Here is an 18,296-nt window from a genome sequence, read left to right as displayed (position 1 = left end):
GGGGTCGGACTAAATATGCCGGGCGCACCATTAACACTCTATATAAATACAAATGTACGAAGCAATACTTATCGTCATCGGTCTGGTGATCGGTGGCTGTGCTGGATATAGTTTTTTCCGTTATGTACTGAAAAAGAAATATCTGCGCATGATCGAAACAGCCAACAAGGAGGCTGACGTCATTAAGGAGAAAAAACTCCTCGAAGTAAAAGAAAAGTTCCTCAACAAAAAGGCTGAACTTGAAAAAGAGGTGCAGCAGCGCAACCAACGCATACTGCAAGTTGAGAACAAACTCAAGCAACGCGAAATCGGACTGAACCAGCGCCAAGAAGAACTGGGACGCCGCAAGCAGGAGCTCGACAACACGCACAACCGACTCAACACACAGCAGCAGGCTCTGAACCGCAAAGAGGAGGAACTTGAAAAATTGCAACTCAAGGAGCGCGAAAAGCTTGAAGAGTTGAGCGGACTCTCGGCAGACGAGGCCAAGAAACGATTGGTTGACTCGCTCAAGGACGAAGCACGAAGCAACGCACAAAGCTACATCAACGATATCATGGACGATGCCAAACTCACCGCCAACAAGGAAGCAAAGCGCATCGTGATACAAACCATACAACGCGTGGCCACCGAAACTGCCATCGAAAACAGTGTGACAGTGTTCCACATCGACAACGACGAGGTGAAAGGCCGCATCATCGGTCGCGAAGGACGCAACATTCGCGCACTCGAAGCCGCCACTGGCGTTGAAATCGTTGTGGACGACACACCCGAGGCCATTGTCATCAGCGCATTCGACCCCGTGCGCCGCGAAATCTGCCGATTGGCACTCCACCAGCTCATTGCCGACGGACGCATACACCCGGCACGCATTGAGGAGGTTGTAGCCAAAGTTAAGAAACAGGTTGAGGACGAGGTTATCGAAACGGGTAAACGCACTGCCATCGACCTCGGCATACACGGCCTGCACCCCGAATTGGTACGCATCATTGGTAAAATGAAATACCGCTCGTCATACGGCCAGAACCTGTTGCAACACGCACGCGAAACGGCTAACCTTTGCTCTGTTATGGCAGCAGAACTCGGCCTCAACCCCAAAAAGGCCAAACGCGCCGGCTTGCTGCACGATATAGGCAAGGTGCCCGACGAGGAGAGCGAACTGCCACACGCACTTTATGGCGCCAAGCTGGCTGAAAAGTATAAAGAGAAGCCCGAAATTGTAAATGCCATCGGCGCTCACCACGACGAAATGGAAATGACCACTCTGCTTGCACCCATCGTGCAGGTGTGTGATGCCATCAGCGGTGCACGCCCAGGCGCACGTCGCGAAATTGCCGAAGCCTACATCAAGCGCCTCAACGACCTTGAACAAATTGCTTCAAGCTACGAGGGCGTAACCAAAACATACGCCATACAGGCTGGCCGCGAACTGCGCGTGATTGTTGGCGCAGACAAAATTGACGACAAACAAATCGAAAAGCTCAGTGCCGACATCGCACGTCGCATTCAGGACGAAATGACTTATCCCGGACAGGTGAAGATTACCGTCATTCGCGAAACACGCTCTGTAAGCTACGCCAAATAACAAACTGGCTATACAACATCTTGCAATATGCTAATGTGCTAATATGCTAATGTGGCTGCGCCTTATGCGTAAAGGTCGCCCAGCGTATTAGCACATTTACGTATTGACACATTAGCAACGTTAAACACGCATATCAACACACACGAACACACAACCATGAAACAGCGTTCACCATGGGGTTGGATCCCCACGCTCTATACAGCCGAAGGCATACCCTACGTCATCGTCATGTCGGTAGCCACCGTCATGTACGAACGCATGGGACTGACCAACGCCCAAATTGCACTCTACACCTCATGGCTCTATCTGCCATGGGTTATCAAACCATTTTGGAGCCCCATCGTAGACCTCCTGCGCAACAAACGGTGGTGGATTGTCATCATGCAGTTAATCATTGGAGCGGCCCTGGGCGGCCTGGCTTTCAGCATGCAGCTGCCATATTTCCTGCAATGCTCGCTCGCCATGTTGTGGCTCATGGCTTTTAGCAGTGCCACACACGACATAGCAGCCGATGGCTTTTACTTGCTCGCACTATCGCCCAAAGAGCAAGCTTTCTTTGTCGGCATACGTTCCACCTTCTACCGCATAGCAAGCATTGTCGGACAAGGATTGCTCATCATGATTGCCGGCACACTTGAGTCGCACTACCGCCCCGCACAAGCGTGGAGCATCACATTTACACTCACCGCAGTGGCTTTTCTGCTGCTGTTCCTTTACCATTGGCGTTACTTACCACGCCCCGCAGCCGACGTAACGAGCAAGCAAGTAGACTGGCACAATGTAACAACCAACTTTATCGATACATTTGTCAGCTTCTTCCGCAAACCGCAGATTATCATAGGGTTGCTGTTCATCTTGCTATACCGACTCCCCGAAGCCCTGCTCGTCAAGATATGCCCGCTATTCATGCTTGGCAAGCCCAACGATGGCGGATTGGGCCTCAGCACTGGCGAACTCGGCTGGGTGCAAGGCACCGTCGGGGTTATCGGACTGACCCTTGGCGGCATATTGGGCGGCTGGGCTGCCGAACGCGGAGGACTGAAACGCTGGCTCTGGCCCATGGTGTTAAGCATCACACTGCCCGATGCTGTCTACATCGTGCTGGCCTATTTCCAACCCGACAACCTCACTTTCGTGAGCGTGTGCACCTTTATCGAACAATTTGGCTACGGGTTCGGATTTACCGCCTACATGCTCTACCTGATGTATTTTTCGCGAGGCAAATCATCGACGGCCCACTACGCATTTTGCACCGGCTTCATGGCCCTTGGCATGATGTTGCCAGGCATGGTGGCTGGCTATCTGCAAGAGGCCGTTGGCTACCTCAACTTCTTTATTATCACCATGGTGCTTTGCACCCTCACCTTTATAGTGGCTTCGCTCATAAAAATTGACAAAGATTTTGACGAAAGCAACGAAGAAGAAATCGCTGTGAAGAACTAAGCAGCAAACGCTACCACCAAACGCTACCACTAAACGCAAGCACTAATGGGGGCGACGCGTCCCGCGTCGGGAATCAAGGCAAAGGCTCAACAGACTGGCATGTAATTAGTGCTATCTGTGAACCTTTATTTTGTGTCATTTTTTCCCGACGCGAGACGCGTCGCCCCCATTAGTGCTTGCGTTTGGTGCTTGCGTTTAGTGCTTGCGTTTGATGCTTGAGTACCTTCGCATATTTACATCTCACCTGACAGCCATAAAAACAACTTTTGCCGTATTGTCTGCACTCTGCACTTTTTATATGCACTGCGCTGATATTCAACAGTTTAAGCAGTGTAGACACCATCTGCACGCGTCTGCACTTCTCTACACGCGTCTGCACTTTCTATACACACCACAAAAAGAATGAAATGCCTTTTGCATCAACAGTACCATTTTACGGTCACGGCAGACAACCATACCTGTTACGGGAGGCCGAATTTTCGGTTGCTCCTACTCAAAAGTCGCCCTCCCTATACAACCGCAAACAAATGCCATCACCGCAATTACAACACAGCCCTGACAAGCAGTGTATTACGTGCCAATGGCAACTACACGCCGCAAAGTTGAAAATGGTGCAGTGCAGACAGTAGTGTAGACAGTAGTGTAGACAAAGTGCACACGTGTCTACACTACCCAAAGCGTTGGTTTTCATTACATTACGTCAGAAAGTGCAGAGTGCAGACAAATTTGCATTATTCCCCTATAGGGCAACTACGCCACATCATGATGCACTGGAGTCGATATTATTTTATCCGATTTTTTTGCCCCCTCAGTTGCAAGTAATAAAAGAAAGTCGTAAATTTGCGTGCAATTAAAATCCCGACTTAGTATGACATCTGATTTTATTGCTGACAAAATCGTGATGGACGGTCTCACGTTTGACGACGTCCTTTTAGTTCCCGCTTATTCTGACGTGCTCCCACGCACCGTGTCGCTTGCGACAAAATTCTCACGCAACATCGACCTGCAGATACCCTTCGTTACAGCTGCGATGGATACTGTAACAGAGTCGACCATGGCCATTGCCATTGCACGCGAGGGTGGTATCGGTGTTATTCATAAAAACATGAGCATCGAGGATCAAGCACGCCAGGTGGCTATCGTAAAACGTGCCGAAAATGGTATGATTTACGACCCTGTGACCATCAAGCGCTACAAAACAGTGAAGGACGCACTCGACTTGATGAGCGAATATCACATTGGCGGTATTCCCGTCGTTGACGACGAAATGCACCTCGTGGGTATCGTTACAAACCGTGACTTGCGTTTTGAGCGCCAACTCGACAAGCGCATTGACGAGGTAATGACCAAAGAAAACCTCGTTACCACCACACAACAGACCGACTTGCTCTCTGCTGCACAGATTTTGCAAGAAAATAAAATCGAGAAACTCCCCGTTGTGGACAAGGACGGCCACCTTGTAGGACTTATCACCTACAAGGACATTACCAAGGCTAAGGACAAACCCATGGCTTGCAAGGACGCCAAAGGCCGCCTGCGCGTGGCAGCTGGTGTGGGCGTTACTGCCGACACTATGGAGCGTATGGAAGCCCTTATCCATGCCGGAGCTGACGCCATCGTAATTGACACAGCACATGGTCATTCTAAATTCGTTATCGAAAAGCTGAAGGAGGCTAAGTCAAGCTTCACAGGTGTTGACATCGTTGTGGGCAATGTGGCCACTGGCGATGCTGCCCGCATGTTGGTTGACGCTGGTGCCGACGCCATCAAGGTGGGTATCGGTCCGGGCTCTATCTGCACCACCCGTGTGGTAGCTGGTGTGGGTGTGCCACAGTTGTCTGCCGTTTACGATGTAGCTTGTGCGCTTAAGGGTACAGGTGTGCCCTTGATTGCCGATGGCGGTTTGCGTTATTCGGGCGATGTAGTGAAGGCATTGGCTGCCGGTGGCTACTGCGTGATGATAGGTTCGCTCGTGGCTGGTACTGAGGAGAGTCCAGGCGAAACCATCATTTTCAATGGCCGTAAGTTCAAGACCTACCGCGGCATGGGCTCGCTCGAGGCTATGGAGAATGGCTCGAAGGACCGCTACTTCCAAGGCAACGTGAAGGAAGTAAAGAAACTTGTGCCGGAGGGTATTGCCGGCCGTGTGCCTTACAAGGGATCTGTGCAGGAGGTTATCTACCAGATGGTAGGTGGTCTGCGCTCGGGCATGGGCTACTGCGGTGCCGCAACAATCGAAAAGCTGCACGATGCCAAGTTTACACGCATCACAGGTGCCGGTGTGCTCGAAAGCCATCCACACGACATCACTATCACCAGCGAGGCTCCTAACTACAGCCGTCCTGGCGAATAAGCATTTATTCATTGACACATGATAATGGCCAAAGGCATGAGGCCCTGGCCTGCTGAGAGTTTAGAAGTTAAAAAGTTGACAGACGCGTTTACTACAAAGCACGGCAAAAGGCTTTTCAACTTCTAAACTTTTCGGCTTAAATAACGAACGTTTCTGCATGAAAAAAACAGTTCTATTTTCTACCCTCTTCGCCCTGGCCCTGACCGCTGGGGCGCAGTCGGCTGCAGACCCCGTACTGATGGTTATCAACGGCAAGCCTGTAACAAAGAGCGAATTTGAATACTCCTTCCACAAGAATGGCAATGTGCAAGATGCCGTTGAGCAAAAATCGGTGCAGGAGTATGTGCCCATGTTTATCAATTACAAGCTGAAAGTGGCTGCTGCCGAGGCTGCACACCTTGACACGCTGTCGAGCTACAAAAAAGAGTTTCTGACATACCGCGACATGCAGCTCACGCCCTTCATGGTGGACAGCTTCTTTACCGACTCCATAGCACGTGTGGTTTATGCCAACACCGAGAAACAACTCGGTGGCAAGGATTTGATACAGACGTCGCACATACTCATACGTCTGGGCCAAAAGGCTACCGAGGCCGAAAAGGCTGCTGCCAAGTCGAAGGCGGACTCTATTTACAACGCCATTGTCAATGGTGCCGACTTTGCTGAAATGGCTAAAAAGTATTCAGCTGACCCAGGCAGTGCTGCCAAGGGCGGCCAACTGCCTATGGTGGGACCCGGCCAATTTGTAAAGGAATTTGAAGATGCTGCCTATGCTCTGAAACAAGGCGAAATGTCGAAGCCCGTATTGTCGGCCTTTGGCTACCACATCATCAAAATGGACGAACGCAAGCCGCTTGACCCCTACGAAAAGCTGAAGGGTGACATCATGGCCATGCTCAAACGGCAGAACATTGATGAAGCATCGGCTGAATACCGCATCAAGAAACTGGTTGCGGCATCGAATGGCAAACTTACACGCGAGGAGGTGCTCGACAGCGTGATGAATGCCAACATCGGCCAAAACGATGCGCTGCGCTACCTCATACAGGAGTATCACGATGGGTTGCTGCTTTACGAAGTAAGCAAGCGACAAGTGTGGGACGTAGCTGCTGCCGACACCAAGGGACTCGAAACGTGGTATAAAACGCACAAAGCTGACTACGCATGGAAGGCCCCAAAATTCAAAGGTTTTATCTATCACTGCAAAAACGCCAAGGATGCCAAGGCGGTGAACAAAATGCTGAAGAAGTATGGTGCCGGAGAGTGGCGCAAACAGCTCAAGCAACAGTTTAACAAGGACTCTATCACCGTGTCAGTGAGTGGCCCCTACCTCTGCTCACAAGGCGAAAATTCTGTAATTGACGCCTACGCCTTTAAGACCGGCAACAACGTGAAACAGCCCAAGGGATTTACCATGACCGGGGTGAGCGGCAAGGTGATGAAACAGCCTAAATCGTACATTGACGTGAAGGCTCAGGTGACAAGCGACTACCAGGCCGAATGCGAAAAGCTGTGGGTGGAAAAGTTGCGCAAGCAGTTTACCTTCACTGTTAACGAAGATGTGCTGAAAACCGTAAAATAAGCTATGATTAAAAAATTTTGGGGGGCTGCTTTGCTGGCTCTATCGCCAATGCTTGGTTTTGCACAAACCAACATTGTAGACGAAATTATATGGGTTGTGGGCAATGAACCTATCTTGTTGTCCGACGTGGAGGAGACTCGCATCTCGTCCGAAGCATATGGCCAGCCGGTTGACAACCCTTATTGCACCATACCCGAACAAATTGCTGTTAACAAGCTGTTTGTACACCAAGCCGAACTGGACAGTGTGACGGTGAGCGAATCGGACGTGATACGTGCCGTCGACAACCGCATCAACGAGAGCATTCAAGCCTTTGGCTCACGCGAGGCTCTGGAACAGATGTACGGACGCTCGGTGTCGCAAATGCGCGAGAACCTTAAAAAGCAGTATCGCGAGCAGATGATGGCTGACGAAGTGCGCCAAAAACTCACTACCGATGTGAAAGCCACACCGGCCGAGGTGCGCGAATACTTCAAGAATGTGCCCAACGACAGTCTGCCTTTCATACCAACGCAGGTTGAGGTGCAAATCATCACCTCGGTGCCCGAAGTGCCTCGTGCTGAGGTGGAACGCATCGAAAACAAACTGCGCGAATATGCACGCCGCGTCAACAGCGGCGAGGCGGACTTTTCGACCCTTGCCAAATTCTACTCCGAAGATGGCTCTGCACGCAATGGCGGCGAATTGGGATATATGGGACGCAACCAGCTCGTGCCTGAATTTGCCAACGTGGCTTTTACACTTAACGACCCCAAAAAGGTGTCGAAAATAGTGCGCAGCGAATATGGCTACCATATCATTCAGCTGATTGATAAGAAAGGCGACAAGATTAACGTACGCCACATTCTGCTCAAGCCTCACATTGACGATAGCGAAATTGAAAAGGGCATAGCACGCCTCGACTCCATTGCCAACGACATTCGTGCCAACAAGTTTACGTTTGACGCAGCAGCATTAGCTTTGTCTGACGACAAAGACACACGCAACAATCATGGCCTCATGGCCAATGTTGACCAGCAAAACGGCACAGTGAGCTCGCGCTTTGAAATGCAAGACTTGCCCGCCGATGTGGCCAAGGTGGTTGACACACTTAGTGTGGGACAGATTTCGCGTGCCTTCCGCATGACCAATGACAAGGGTCAGGAGGTATGCGCTGTTGTGATGCTCAAAAACCGCATTGAGGGACACCCTGCCAACATGACAGAGGACTTTCAGACGCTGCGCGACGTGGTTGTGAACAAACGCAAGGAGGAGAAGATTGAACAGTGGATTAAGGACAAAATCAAAACGACTTACGTGCGCATCAGCCCCGACTGGCGTAACTGCAAATTCCACTATGAAGGTTGGGTGAAGTAATTTACCGAACAACGTACCTAAATAATGAGAGCCTGCATTTGACTACACACAATGCAGGCTCTTATACTCATTGAACAAGTGAACGATAAATTAGTATGAAACGCAAACAGCTCATAATTAGCGCTATTACGCTCTGCATCGAAAGCATCGTGTTCTGCTTGATATTCTATGCACTCTACAATTTAGGGCGCTTTCTATTCGACATTCCCTATTTGCCCGCGCAGACTCTACCTATTAGCTTCTTGATTTACTTCATACTCAATATAGCCCGGCACATTTTCATACAACGTAAATAAACACGGCGTGGCATTTGCTGCGCCTCATTCTACTATTTACAACACATAAATGGCACGCCTTAAATATATACAACACTAAATGCCAGTGTATAAGCCACACGACTTTGATATCGCGACTTATACACTGGCATTTAGTGTTATTGCACCTACGGTGTGGTGCGTACTTGTGTCTACAAATATTATTTACTCGGCAAGGTAGGCAGCCACGTTCTTCTCGATACGGGCAAGTACGTCGCCAGTCTCTTCAGGAACGAACTTTTCACCTGTAATGTGCTCGTAAAGTTCGATGTAGCGGGCAGAAATGCTGTTGACAATCTCGTCTGTCATTTCGGGCACTTGCTGGCCTTCTTTTCCCTGGAAACCATTGTCCATTAACCATTCGCGTACAAACTCCTTTGAGAGCTGCTTTTGAGGCTCACCTGCGGCAAAACGCTGCTCATAGCCTTCTGAATAGAAATAACGTGAAGAGTCGGGCGTGTGAATTTCGTCCATCAAATAGATAGTGCCGTTATGCTTGCCAAACTCATACTTGGTGTCGACCAAAATAAGGCCGCGCTTGGCTGCAATTTCGGTACCACGCTCAAAGAGTGCAAGGGTGTACTTTTCGAGCACAGCATATTCTTCGGGAGTGGCAAGGCCACGTGCCAAGATTTCTTCCTTTGAAATATCGGCGTCATGTTCACCAATCTCGGCCTTTGTTGTAGGCGTTATGATGGGTTGAGGGAACTTTTGGTTTTCCTTCATGCCCTCAGGCAGTTTCACACCGCAGATTTCGCGCACACCGCTTTTGTAAGCACGCCATGCACTGCCACAGAGGTAGCCACGTACAATCATCTCAACGGGAAATCCCTCGCACATCACACCAACCGTTACCATGGGGTCGGGGGTGGCCAACTTCCAGTTAGGACAGATGTCGGTTGTGGCATCGAGGAATTTGGCAGCAATTTGGTTGAGCACTTGTCCCTTGAAAGGAATGCCCTTGGGCAAGATTACATCAAATGCCGAGATACGGTCAGTTGCCACCATGGCTAAACGGTCGCCAAGGTTGTAAACATCACGCACCTTGCCATGATAAACACTCTTTTGTCCTTGAAAATGGAAATCAGTTTTTGTTAAAGCAGACATTGTTATTTGGTATTTTGAGCAAAGCTTCAGGCACAGGCCTTTGTCCCTGCCAATGTTTGTAATTATCCGAATTTATGAGTCGTTGTTCACTATCAGCTGGCATGAATTGCGCAGCGTTTGCTTCAGTAGTTTTGGCCTCATCACGTACGCAACCCGTTACGCACGTTCTTCAATCTGAACGTATGCTAACAAGTCGAGGCATATTGACTAATGCTGGACGTGAGCGTATAGACGGAACTTGAATACCTGCATAAAATACAAAAAGGCAACAGGAGAAGCGCCATTTGCCGCATGGCGTTTATATCACCATCACATTGTGCTCCAACTACTACCTTCCCGTCTCATTACGATATTTTGCTTTCGTTTTCTCGCTGCTCGCGCAGTTGCTTTACACGATCGTCCTCACGCTTGTATGCCTCGACTATACGTGTCACAAGTTTATGGCGAATGATATCCTTCTGCGTCATTTCAACAAAAGCTATGCCATCAACTCCCTGCAATATACGCTGGGCTTCGACAAGACCGCTTTTTTGCGACAACGGCAAGTCTATCTGCGTGCGGTCACCCGTCACAATCATTTTGGTATTCCAGCCCATACGGGTCAGGAACATCTTTATCTGTGCCGAGGTGGTGTTTTGCGCTTCGTCAAGTATCACCACTGCATCATTAAGCGTGCGGCCACGCATAAAGGCCAACGGCGCTATCTGAATGACATTGGTGTCCATGTACTCCTGCAGTTTGGCTGCCGGAATCATCTCTTGCAACGCGTCATACAAGGGCTGCAAGTAGGGGTCAATCTTGTCCTTCATGTCACCCGGCAAGAAACCAAGTTTCTCACCAGCCTCAACAGCGGGACGACTTAATATGATTTTCTTTACCGCCTTGCTTTTCAAAGCGCGCACAGCCAAGGCTATGGCAGTATAGGTCTTTCCCGAACCTGCCGGCCCAACGGCAAAAATCATGTCACATTTGTCGTAGGCTTCAACCAATTTGCGCTGATTTTCAGAGCGCGGCGTGATGGGCTTGCCACCCGTGCTGTACACTATTACGTCTTGCGACGTTTCGGCATTGGTTGTATGCCCTTTTACTATATTGAGTATATCCTCCTCTGCCAGGCGGTTGAATTTGGCACAATGCTTTTCAAGCTTTTGAAACACATCTTCAAAATCAGCCATATCCTCTTCACCACCCATTACACGCACCACATTGTCGCGCGCCATAATACGTAATTTCGGACACAAGGCACGCAACATCTTTATGTTCACGTTGTTTGCCCCATAAAATATGACGGGGTCGGCCTCCTCAAGTATGAAATGCTTCTCTATCATGAAAAAGTTTGTACCAGCCCATTTATAGGACTGCCTTTATTATTTCAGTTTTATTTATCTGCAAAATTAAAAAATACCACCGAAATGCGCTAACTTTGTGAACGCATTTTCGCGCAAACTTTACATTTCAAAGCAAGTAACACCTTTATGAAGAACTTTTACAAACCGCGTCGCATACATTTCATCGTGGGTTTCGGCATTATATTCATCACGCTTGGCATACTTAAATGCACACACCCTGAGTGGCGGTTGCCACGACTGGCCAATAACGACAATGACAAAAGCGAAATCAAATCGCACACGCCCGACAGCATAGAGGTGCAAGCTGCCAAAGTTGACAAACTGTTGCTCACCGTGCGCAACAAGCCCATTCTGCTACGCAAAGACGGTAGTCGTGTCAAAAACCGCGTGACAAGTGTGCCACGATTTGAGACCTCCTTTCCCGACCTGAATGATGTGCAACTGGCTACTGCCAAGCGCCTTGGCATTCCGCAAATCCAAAACCGCGAGGAAGCACACAAGCACATGCAGGAGCTGGTCTACATTGCCGACAATCCTTTTTACCATGTGCAACGCCTGCACCAATCTATCCCCTACCTTGTACCACGGGCAGCTCGACTGCTCAATGTCATAGCAAGGGCCTTCAACGACTCGTTGGCCACAAAGGGCTACCCTCCACACAAACTGCTCATCACGTCGGTGCTACGCACAAAGGAGGACGTGCAAAAACTACGCAACTTTAATCAAAACGCATCAGAAAACTCGTGCCACCAATTTGGCACGACATTCGATGTGTCGTACAACCGCTTTTTGGAAATTCAGCCCGACGGCAAATGCGAAATGCGATGGGTGACGGTTTATAAATCTATCCTTGCTGAGGTGCTCAATGATATGCGCGAAATGGGAGTATGCTATGTAAAATACGAAAAGAACCAATCGTGCTTTCACATCACAGCGCGATGACGCCCAATCTGCCACACTACACAGTTTACTGTTAAGTTGCCCATATTGTTCGTCTATAGATGCGACATCTGATTTCAAAAGATTTTCACTACTCGCACTAATATAACTTAATATGCTATAATAGCGCATCTTATATAAAATACGCTACAAGACAATACAAGTCATAAACAAACGTAATGAAGCATCATTCAATTTTGTCTAAACAGCGAACAAACATACAAAGTAAACCATGATACAAAGCGTAAACAAATACCATATCTACGAGATATTCGCCTCGGACGGCAAATTTTACTATTCTATTCCAAAATATCAGCGTGAATACACATGGAACTGCAAAGAATGGGATGCTCTCTATGACGATATCAGCGAAAATAATCCTGAATACTTCATTGGTTCCATCATCTGCATACCTTTAGGGGATTCGATCTGCCCCTACATGGAAGTGATAGATGGGCAGCAACGACTTACCACTATCAGTTTATTTTTAGCTGCCATCTACACTCGTTTGAGAGAATTCAAAAATTATATGGACGAAGATGACGAGGATATTCTTCCAGCATTACGAAAGTCATTGAAAAGTTCTTTGTCACCAAATGAGATGAAGTTGGTTCCACAGGTGCAGAACAACAATTTGGAAGATTACAACTTCATCATGTCCGAACTTGGACTGAAAAAATCAGCCTCAACAAGGAAACCATACTTTGTCTCACGAAAAGTTTCACGTTGCTATCAACATTTTCTGATGCTTATGGATAAAGAGATGGAGAACATGAAACCAGAAAATAAAGTGGCATTCCTTTTAGGCAAGTTTGATAAATTAAAGCAAGCTATGCTTGTCAAGATGGAGGTATCCTCTCATTCGGACGCTTACATTCTGTTTGAATCACTTAATAACAGGGGAACTCCTCTTACAGCCATAGACTTAATGAAGAATCTCATAATGGCAAAAGCTGAAAACAACCATCTCACAACCGATGATTGCTTCAATCGCTGGCAGCAGCTTTTGGCATATCTTTCCGACGACTATGGAACTCAAGAACGTTTCTTCCGTCAATATTACAATGCTTTCAAACGTACCTTAAACGATCCCTTCCGCAGCGACAGCGACAGAAAAAAAGACCCTCTTGGAGTTGTAGCAACGAAATCGAACTTGCTAAAGATATTTGAGAAACTGATAAATAAAGATCTCAACCTGTTTCTTACAGACGTTATCGAGTGCGGAAAATACTACTCGTGGCTAATACTACAAGAACAAGAAGACAACCCATACAAGAAACATCTTGAAGACCTTGAACACATACAAGGTGCTCCTTCTTATCTTCTTCTAATGTATGTATTAAAGTATAAAACGGAGCTTGAATTGGCAGATACTGACATAAACACTTTGATAGAATTGCTAAACAAGTATTTTGTCAGACGTAATGTTACGGACTACCCAAGCACGCGTGATCTTACACGCATTTTTATGGACATCATTGCTCACATAGAGAATGAAATGCCTAAGGGTAAAGAGGTTATTAAGGTTATTGTAAAGTTATTGAATACAGCCAATAACTGCGCGACAGACGAAATGTTCGAGAGAAGTCTGCAAGGAGATATCTACAAGGAAAACGTGGGTGCTGCGCGATATATGCTTTGCAAACTTGCAGAATCTGCCATGACACAAGAAACATGGACTGACCTTTGGGCTCGTACTCCAAAGAATGTGTATATCTGGACTATTGAGCATATATTTCCCGAAGGAGAAAATATACCACAAAGTTGGGTTGACATGATTGCTGGAGGCGATACAGAACGTGCAAAAAAATACCTTAACGAATACACGCATAAAATAGGCAATCTGACAATCACTGGCTATAATAGCACATTGAGCAACAAATCATTCCTTGAGAAACGCGATCGACAGAGTAAAGATGGCAAACGCTTTATCGGTTACCGAAATGGACTCGATATCAACAAAGAAATAGCCGAGTTAGATACATGGACAATCGAGGATATTAAACGCAGGTCTGAAGCTTTAATACAACAGTTAATGATAATGTTTAAGTTCCCCGATATTTAGATAAAGGAGGTTGGAACACACTTGCGTTCCAACCTCCTTTTATTATTCTACTTTGAAGCAATACTCACTAATCAAAGAAAGCTTCAGGGTTATTATTGTTCTTCTTTGATTTTCTCTCCTTCTTCTCCTTCTTTGTAGCAGATTGTGCACTGCTTTGTGAGGAAGATACCGATGATGCTGCACTGTTGTTATGCGCATTGTTGTTATGCGCATTGCCTTCTTTATGGGTTGCTGCATTCTCGTTATGCGACTCTGCTGCATCGGCACCAGCCTCATGACCTTCGCTATGACCTTCGCCGCCCAACAAGTTTTCATCATCATATTCTTCGTTTACCGAAAGCGAGTCGTTCGACAGCGAGTCGTTCTTTGCAGCCGGAGCGTTATAAACAGCCTCATAAGTTGAAGGTGCCACATCAGAAGGGGGCATGCCATACTTACGCTGATATTTGCCGCGAAGCGAGGCATCGTCCATCACACTGCGGAAGAATTGGGCCACAATAGGCAGTGCTGTACGGCTGCCCTGTCCCAAAGCGCCCGTGCGGAAGTGTATGCTGCGATATTCGCCACCAACCCAAGCGCCAGCCACAAGACTCGGTGTCACGCCCACAAACCAGGCATCAGAGTGATTGTTTGACGTACCGGTTTTGCCACCCATATCCAGTTGGTTTGAGAATGGGCCGAGATACATACCTGCACCCAGAGTCTGCGATGTACCGCCAGCGTCGCGCACACCAGCCTCCAACAGTTTCTGCATATAGAAAGCGGCAGTTTGCGGCAGGGCGCGGGTGCCCTCCTCTTGCTTAGCCTCGAATATGGTGTTTCCGTCAGCATCAACAATCTTTGTCACCATCACCGGTTCCTGATGAATACCATCGTCCGCTACGGTGCCATAAGCATTAACCAATTCGAAAAGGTTCACGTCATTAGAGCCCAAAGCCAACGACGGATTGTCATCAAGCGGTGACTTGATGCCCATATCCTGTGCTGTTTGAATCACATTAGATATGCCAACCTCCTGACCAAGTTTTACTGCTATGGTGTTAACACTGCGCGCAAAAGCCGAGCGCAGGGGCATTTCAGCGTTTGAAAAACGGCCATTGGCATTATGCGGTTGCCAATAAACGCTATCGTGCTTAAACTTGTCATACACACGCATACGTATGTATTCGTCCTTGCGCGTATCGGCCGGTGTCAAGCCCTGTTTCATTGCGGTAGCATACACAAAGAGTTTGAACGTTGAACCAGGCTGTCGCATAGAGCGCACCTTGTCGTATTTCCACGTCTTAAAATCGATGTCGCCCACATAAGCTCTCACATAACCCGTTTCAGGTTCCATTGCCACGAAACCCGTGTGCATGAATTTCACCATATACTTCAGCGAGTCGACGGTTGACATGTTCTTGTGCACCGGTCCGTCATAGCTGTACAAAGTCACATCGTGGGGCTTGTTCAGGTAATAATCTACCGAGTCGGGGTTGTTGGGGAACCTTGCCTGCAACATTTTATAGGTATCAGTCTTGCGCACCTTGTCCTCAATAAATCCGGGTATCACTTGTCCCTTTTCGTCACACCAAGGGTCGCCCACACCACGCCAGTGTGCATCAAAATTGCGTTGCACCACCTTCATTTGGTCGTGCACAGCCTTCTCAGCATACTGTTGCATACGCGAGTCGAGCGTTGTGTATATCTTCAAGCCATCAGAGTACACATCGAGGTCGGGAAAATTCTTCTCCATATAATCCTTCAATGCTTCGCGGAAATAGAGAGCCTGTCCATCGTAAGCATTCTCTACGCTAAACTTCAAGTCGATAGGCTTATTCTGCAATTTTTCGAGCGTCTGCTTATCAGCAATATACACATCACCAAAGCGTTCCGACAGCATGGCACGATGCGAATACATGTTGCTGAGCACCGTGTTACGACGCTTCTTTGAGTTTTCAGGATTTATTTTCGGATTGTATGCCGATGTAGCCTTGAGCAGACCAACAAGCACAGCAGCCTCCTCGGGTTTCAAATCGAGCGGTGTTGTACTGAAGTAAGTTTTGGCAGCGGTTTTGATACCGAAAGCATTTGAGCCAAAATCAACCGTATTGGCATACATCTCGAGTATCTGCTTCTTATCGCAGAACATTTCTATCAAGCGCGCAATGATAATTTCCTTGCTCTTCATTATCACGATGCGCAGTCCGGGCACCTTGCCGAGCAAGCCCGTTGAATATTGCGTGCGCACGCGAAACATATTCTTCACCAACTGCTGCGTGATGGTAGAGGCACCACGTGCATGGCCATGAGTAGCATCTTTTGCCGCAGCAAACATACCACGATAGTCTATGCCATGATGTTGAAAGAATCGTTCGTCCTCAGTCGACACCAAAGCTTCGAAGAAAGCCGGACTGATTGAGTCGTAAGGCACTGGCGAGCGGTTTTCATTGAAATATTTGCCGAGCAACTTGCCATCAGCACTATATATTTCAGAGGCTGCTGCCGTTTTAGGGTTTATAATATCTTCAATCGAAGGCGACTTGCCAAACAGCCAGAACAAATTGAAGTATACGGCGAAACAATAAAAAATGACAAAAGCAAAGAACGACCAAATGGCTGTAATAGTCTTATACCACCAGGGGCGACCTTTATATTGTCCTTTATACCAGTTCCAACCGTTGCGCACACCTCGTCCCAACTTGCACAAGGACTGTGCCACTTTACTGATAATATTGCTACTCATTGTAGTAAATTTGTGTGTATTTGTTTTACATTGCCACTGTATTGACAAGGCTACATTTTGTTTCAGTCCTAATCACGGCAATGCCTAATATGCTGCAAAGTTAATGTAATGCTAACGGAAGGCAAAAATTATGCGATAAAAAAATATTAAGCACAACACCGGCAGCGTACGATAACGACCATCTACCTGCCACCCCCCACGCCTGCCAGCCTCCTGCTAACCATCGCGCATTTACAACTCGAGCCACCTCACACCGGCGTCCTTCTTAAACCAAGTAAGTTGCTTTTTGGCATAGACACGCGAGTTGCGACGAATTTTGTCGAGTGCAAAGTCGAGTGTCCATTCGCCATCAAGATATTTGAACAACTCCTTATAGCCCACCGTGTTGAGCGAGTTACACTGCCGGTAGGGCAACACGCGGCGCACCTCGTCAAGCAGCCCCTCCTCCATCATCAAGTCCACACGTCGGTTGATACGGTCAAACAATTCGGGGCGCGGCCTGTTCAAAGCTATTTTCTCTATATTAAATGGGCGCTGCACCTGTTTGCGCACCCGGAACGAGGTGAAAGTGCGTCCCGTCATATAGCATATTTCGAGCGCATGCACCACGCGTTTGGGGTTGCGCTTGTCACAAATGTCATAATATTCGGGGTCGAGCAAGCGCAGTTCGGCCACCAAAGGCTCAAGCCCCTCCTGCTCATAGCGTGTCTTGAGCAAGGCGCGTGTCTCATCGTCCACCGTGGGTATGTCGTCTATGCCATTACACACCGCATCGATGTACATCATCGACCCTCCGGCCATCACCAACGTGTCATGCTCTGCAAACAATTTGGTGAGCAACGCCATGGCATCTTGCTCATACTGCGCTGCACTATAATAGTCCTCAAGCCCGAGTGTGCCCACAAAGTAATGCTTAACACGGGATTGTTCCTCAACTGTGGGTGCAGCAGTGCCTATGGGTATGTCGCGATATATCTGCCGCGAGTCAGCATTGAGTATGGGGCAGCCATACTGCTCTGCCAGTTGCAGGGCATAAGCCGTCTTGCCCACCCCCGTCGGACCGATTATTACCTTTAGTGTCTTGTTCAAAATAGCACGTTATTAAATGTCGTTACCGAATAACAAACAACTGATGTCCTTCACCGGCATGACGCATCTGGTCATTCCCCTTTGACGGACATCAGTTCTATCGTATTCCTTTATAACTTAATTGAAGTTTCGGATTTAGGAAGGCGGGCTGAAAACCTGGGTGCTCAAAACGCTACCTCTAATGGGGGCGACGCGTCTCGCGTCGGAAAAAAATGCAGCTATTATTTAGTAGAGTTTGTATCTTTCCTTTTCATTATCCCGACGCGGGACGCGTCGCCCCCATTAGAGGTAGCGTTTGGTGCTCACGTTTTTTTGCAGCGCGTTTCTGGCAACTCAAAATGCCCAAATTCGGCGTCGCTTTTGAAGCCGATTTTGAACGCCCGAGCTTT

General features: G+C 48.0%; 12 protein-coding genes. 8 read left to right on the top strand and 4 right to left on the bottom strand.

The annotated features are described in order from the left end of the window. The first annotated feature begins 52 nt into the window (after positions 1-52). From rny to BQ5453_RS09405, 6 genes are all read left to right on the top strand, one after another. Positions 53-1,585 (top strand): ribonuclease Y, encoded by a 1,533-nt coding sequence (rny, locus tag BQ5453_RS09430; RefSeq protein ID WP_071123031.1) that lies wholly within the window; start codon positions 53-55, stop codon positions 1,583-1,585. 156 nt (positions 1,586-1,741) lie between these two features. Next, entirely contained in the window at positions 1,742-3,028 is a 1,287-nt protein-coding gene (locus tag BQ5453_RS09425) for an MFS transporter (RefSeq protein ID WP_071123030.1), read from the top strand. 868 nt (positions 3,029-3,896) lie between these two features. After that, a complete protein-coding gene (gene guaB, locus BQ5453_RS09420) occupies positions 3,897-5,381 on the top strand; it encodes an IMP dehydrogenase (RefSeq protein ID WP_071123029.1) in 1,485 nt (494 codons plus the stop codon). Positions 5,382-5,538: 157 nt separating this feature from the next. Next, positions 5,539-6,963, top strand: a complete 1,425-nt coding sequence (locus BQ5453_RS09415) for a peptidylprolyl isomerase (protein WP_071123028.1) — start codon at positions 5,539-5,541, stop codon at positions 6,961-6,963. A 3-nt stretch (positions 6,964-6,966) separates the two neighbouring features. Then, positions 6,967-8,319 (top strand): peptidylprolyl isomerase, encoded by a 1,353-nt coding sequence (locus BQ5453_RS09410; RefSeq protein ID WP_071123027.1) that lies wholly within the window; start codon positions 6,967-6,969, stop codon positions 8,317-8,319. A 95-nt stretch (positions 8,320-8,414) separates the two neighbouring features. Continuing rightward, on the top strand, positions 8,415-8,615 hold the full coding sequence (locus tag BQ5453_RS09405; RefSeq protein WP_071123026.1) for a hypothetical protein: 201 nt from the start codon (positions 8,415-8,417) through the stop codon (positions 8,613-8,615). Positions 8,616-8,798: 183 nt separating this feature from the next. Here BQ5453_RS09405 and BQ5453_RS09400 read toward each other — a convergent pair whose 3' ends face one another. Together BQ5453_RS09400 and BQ5453_RS09395 are read right to left on the bottom strand one after the other, a co-directional pair. Beyond that, positions 8,799-9,740 (bottom strand): phosphoribosylaminoimidazolesuccinocarboxamide synthase, encoded by a 942-nt coding sequence (locus BQ5453_RS09400; RefSeq protein WP_022102762.1) that lies wholly within the window; start codon positions 9,738-9,740, stop codon positions 8,799-8,801. A 344-nt stretch (positions 9,741-10,084) separates the two neighbouring features. Further along, on the bottom strand, positions 10,085-11,068 hold the full coding sequence (locus tag BQ5453_RS09395) for a PhoH family protein (protein WP_071123025.1): 984 nt from the start codon (positions 11,066-11,068) through the stop codon (positions 10,085-10,087). A 147-nt stretch (positions 11,069-11,215) separates the two neighbouring features. Between BQ5453_RS09395 and BQ5453_RS09390 the strand changes: the two genes are divergently transcribed. Together BQ5453_RS09390 and BQ5453_RS09385 are read left to right on the top strand one after the other, a co-directional pair. Then, the gene (locus BQ5453_RS09390; RefSeq protein WP_071123024.1) at positions 11,216-12,031 is read left to right on the top strand and encodes a DUF5715 family protein; all 816 of its coding nucleotides are present in this window, start codon (positions 11,216-11,218) and stop codon (positions 12,029-12,031) included. 229 nt (positions 12,032-12,260) lie between these two features. Next, complete coding sequence (locus BQ5453_RS09385; protein ID WP_071123023.1) at positions 12,261-14,093, top strand: DUF262 domain-containing protein; 1,833 nt, start codon at positions 12,261-12,263, stop codon at positions 14,091-14,093. A gap of 67 nt (positions 14,094-14,160) precedes the next feature. Here BQ5453_RS09385 and BQ5453_RS09380 read toward each other — a convergent pair whose 3' ends face one another. Beyond that, a complete protein-coding gene (locus tag BQ5453_RS09380) occupies positions 14,161-16,818 on the bottom strand; it encodes a transglycosylase domain-containing protein (RefSeq protein ID WP_071123022.1) in 2,658 nt (885 codons plus the stop codon). Between the two features lie 231 nt (positions 16,819-17,049). Next, on the bottom strand, positions 17,050-17,907 hold the full coding sequence (gene miaA / locus BQ5453_RS09375; protein WP_071123021.1) for a tRNA (adenosine(37)-N6)-dimethylallyltransferase MiaA: 858 nt from the start codon (positions 17,905-17,907) through the stop codon (positions 17,050-17,052). Between the last annotated feature and the right edge of the window lie 389 nt (positions 17,908-18,296).

The organism is Prevotellamassilia timonensis, from assembly GCF_900106785.1.
GTDB classification, from domain to species: Bacteria; Bacteroidota; Bacteroidia; order Bacteroidales; family Bacteroidaceae; genus Alloprevotella; species Alloprevotella timonensis.
This window is presented reverse-complemented; position numbering and strand designations above follow the sequence as displayed.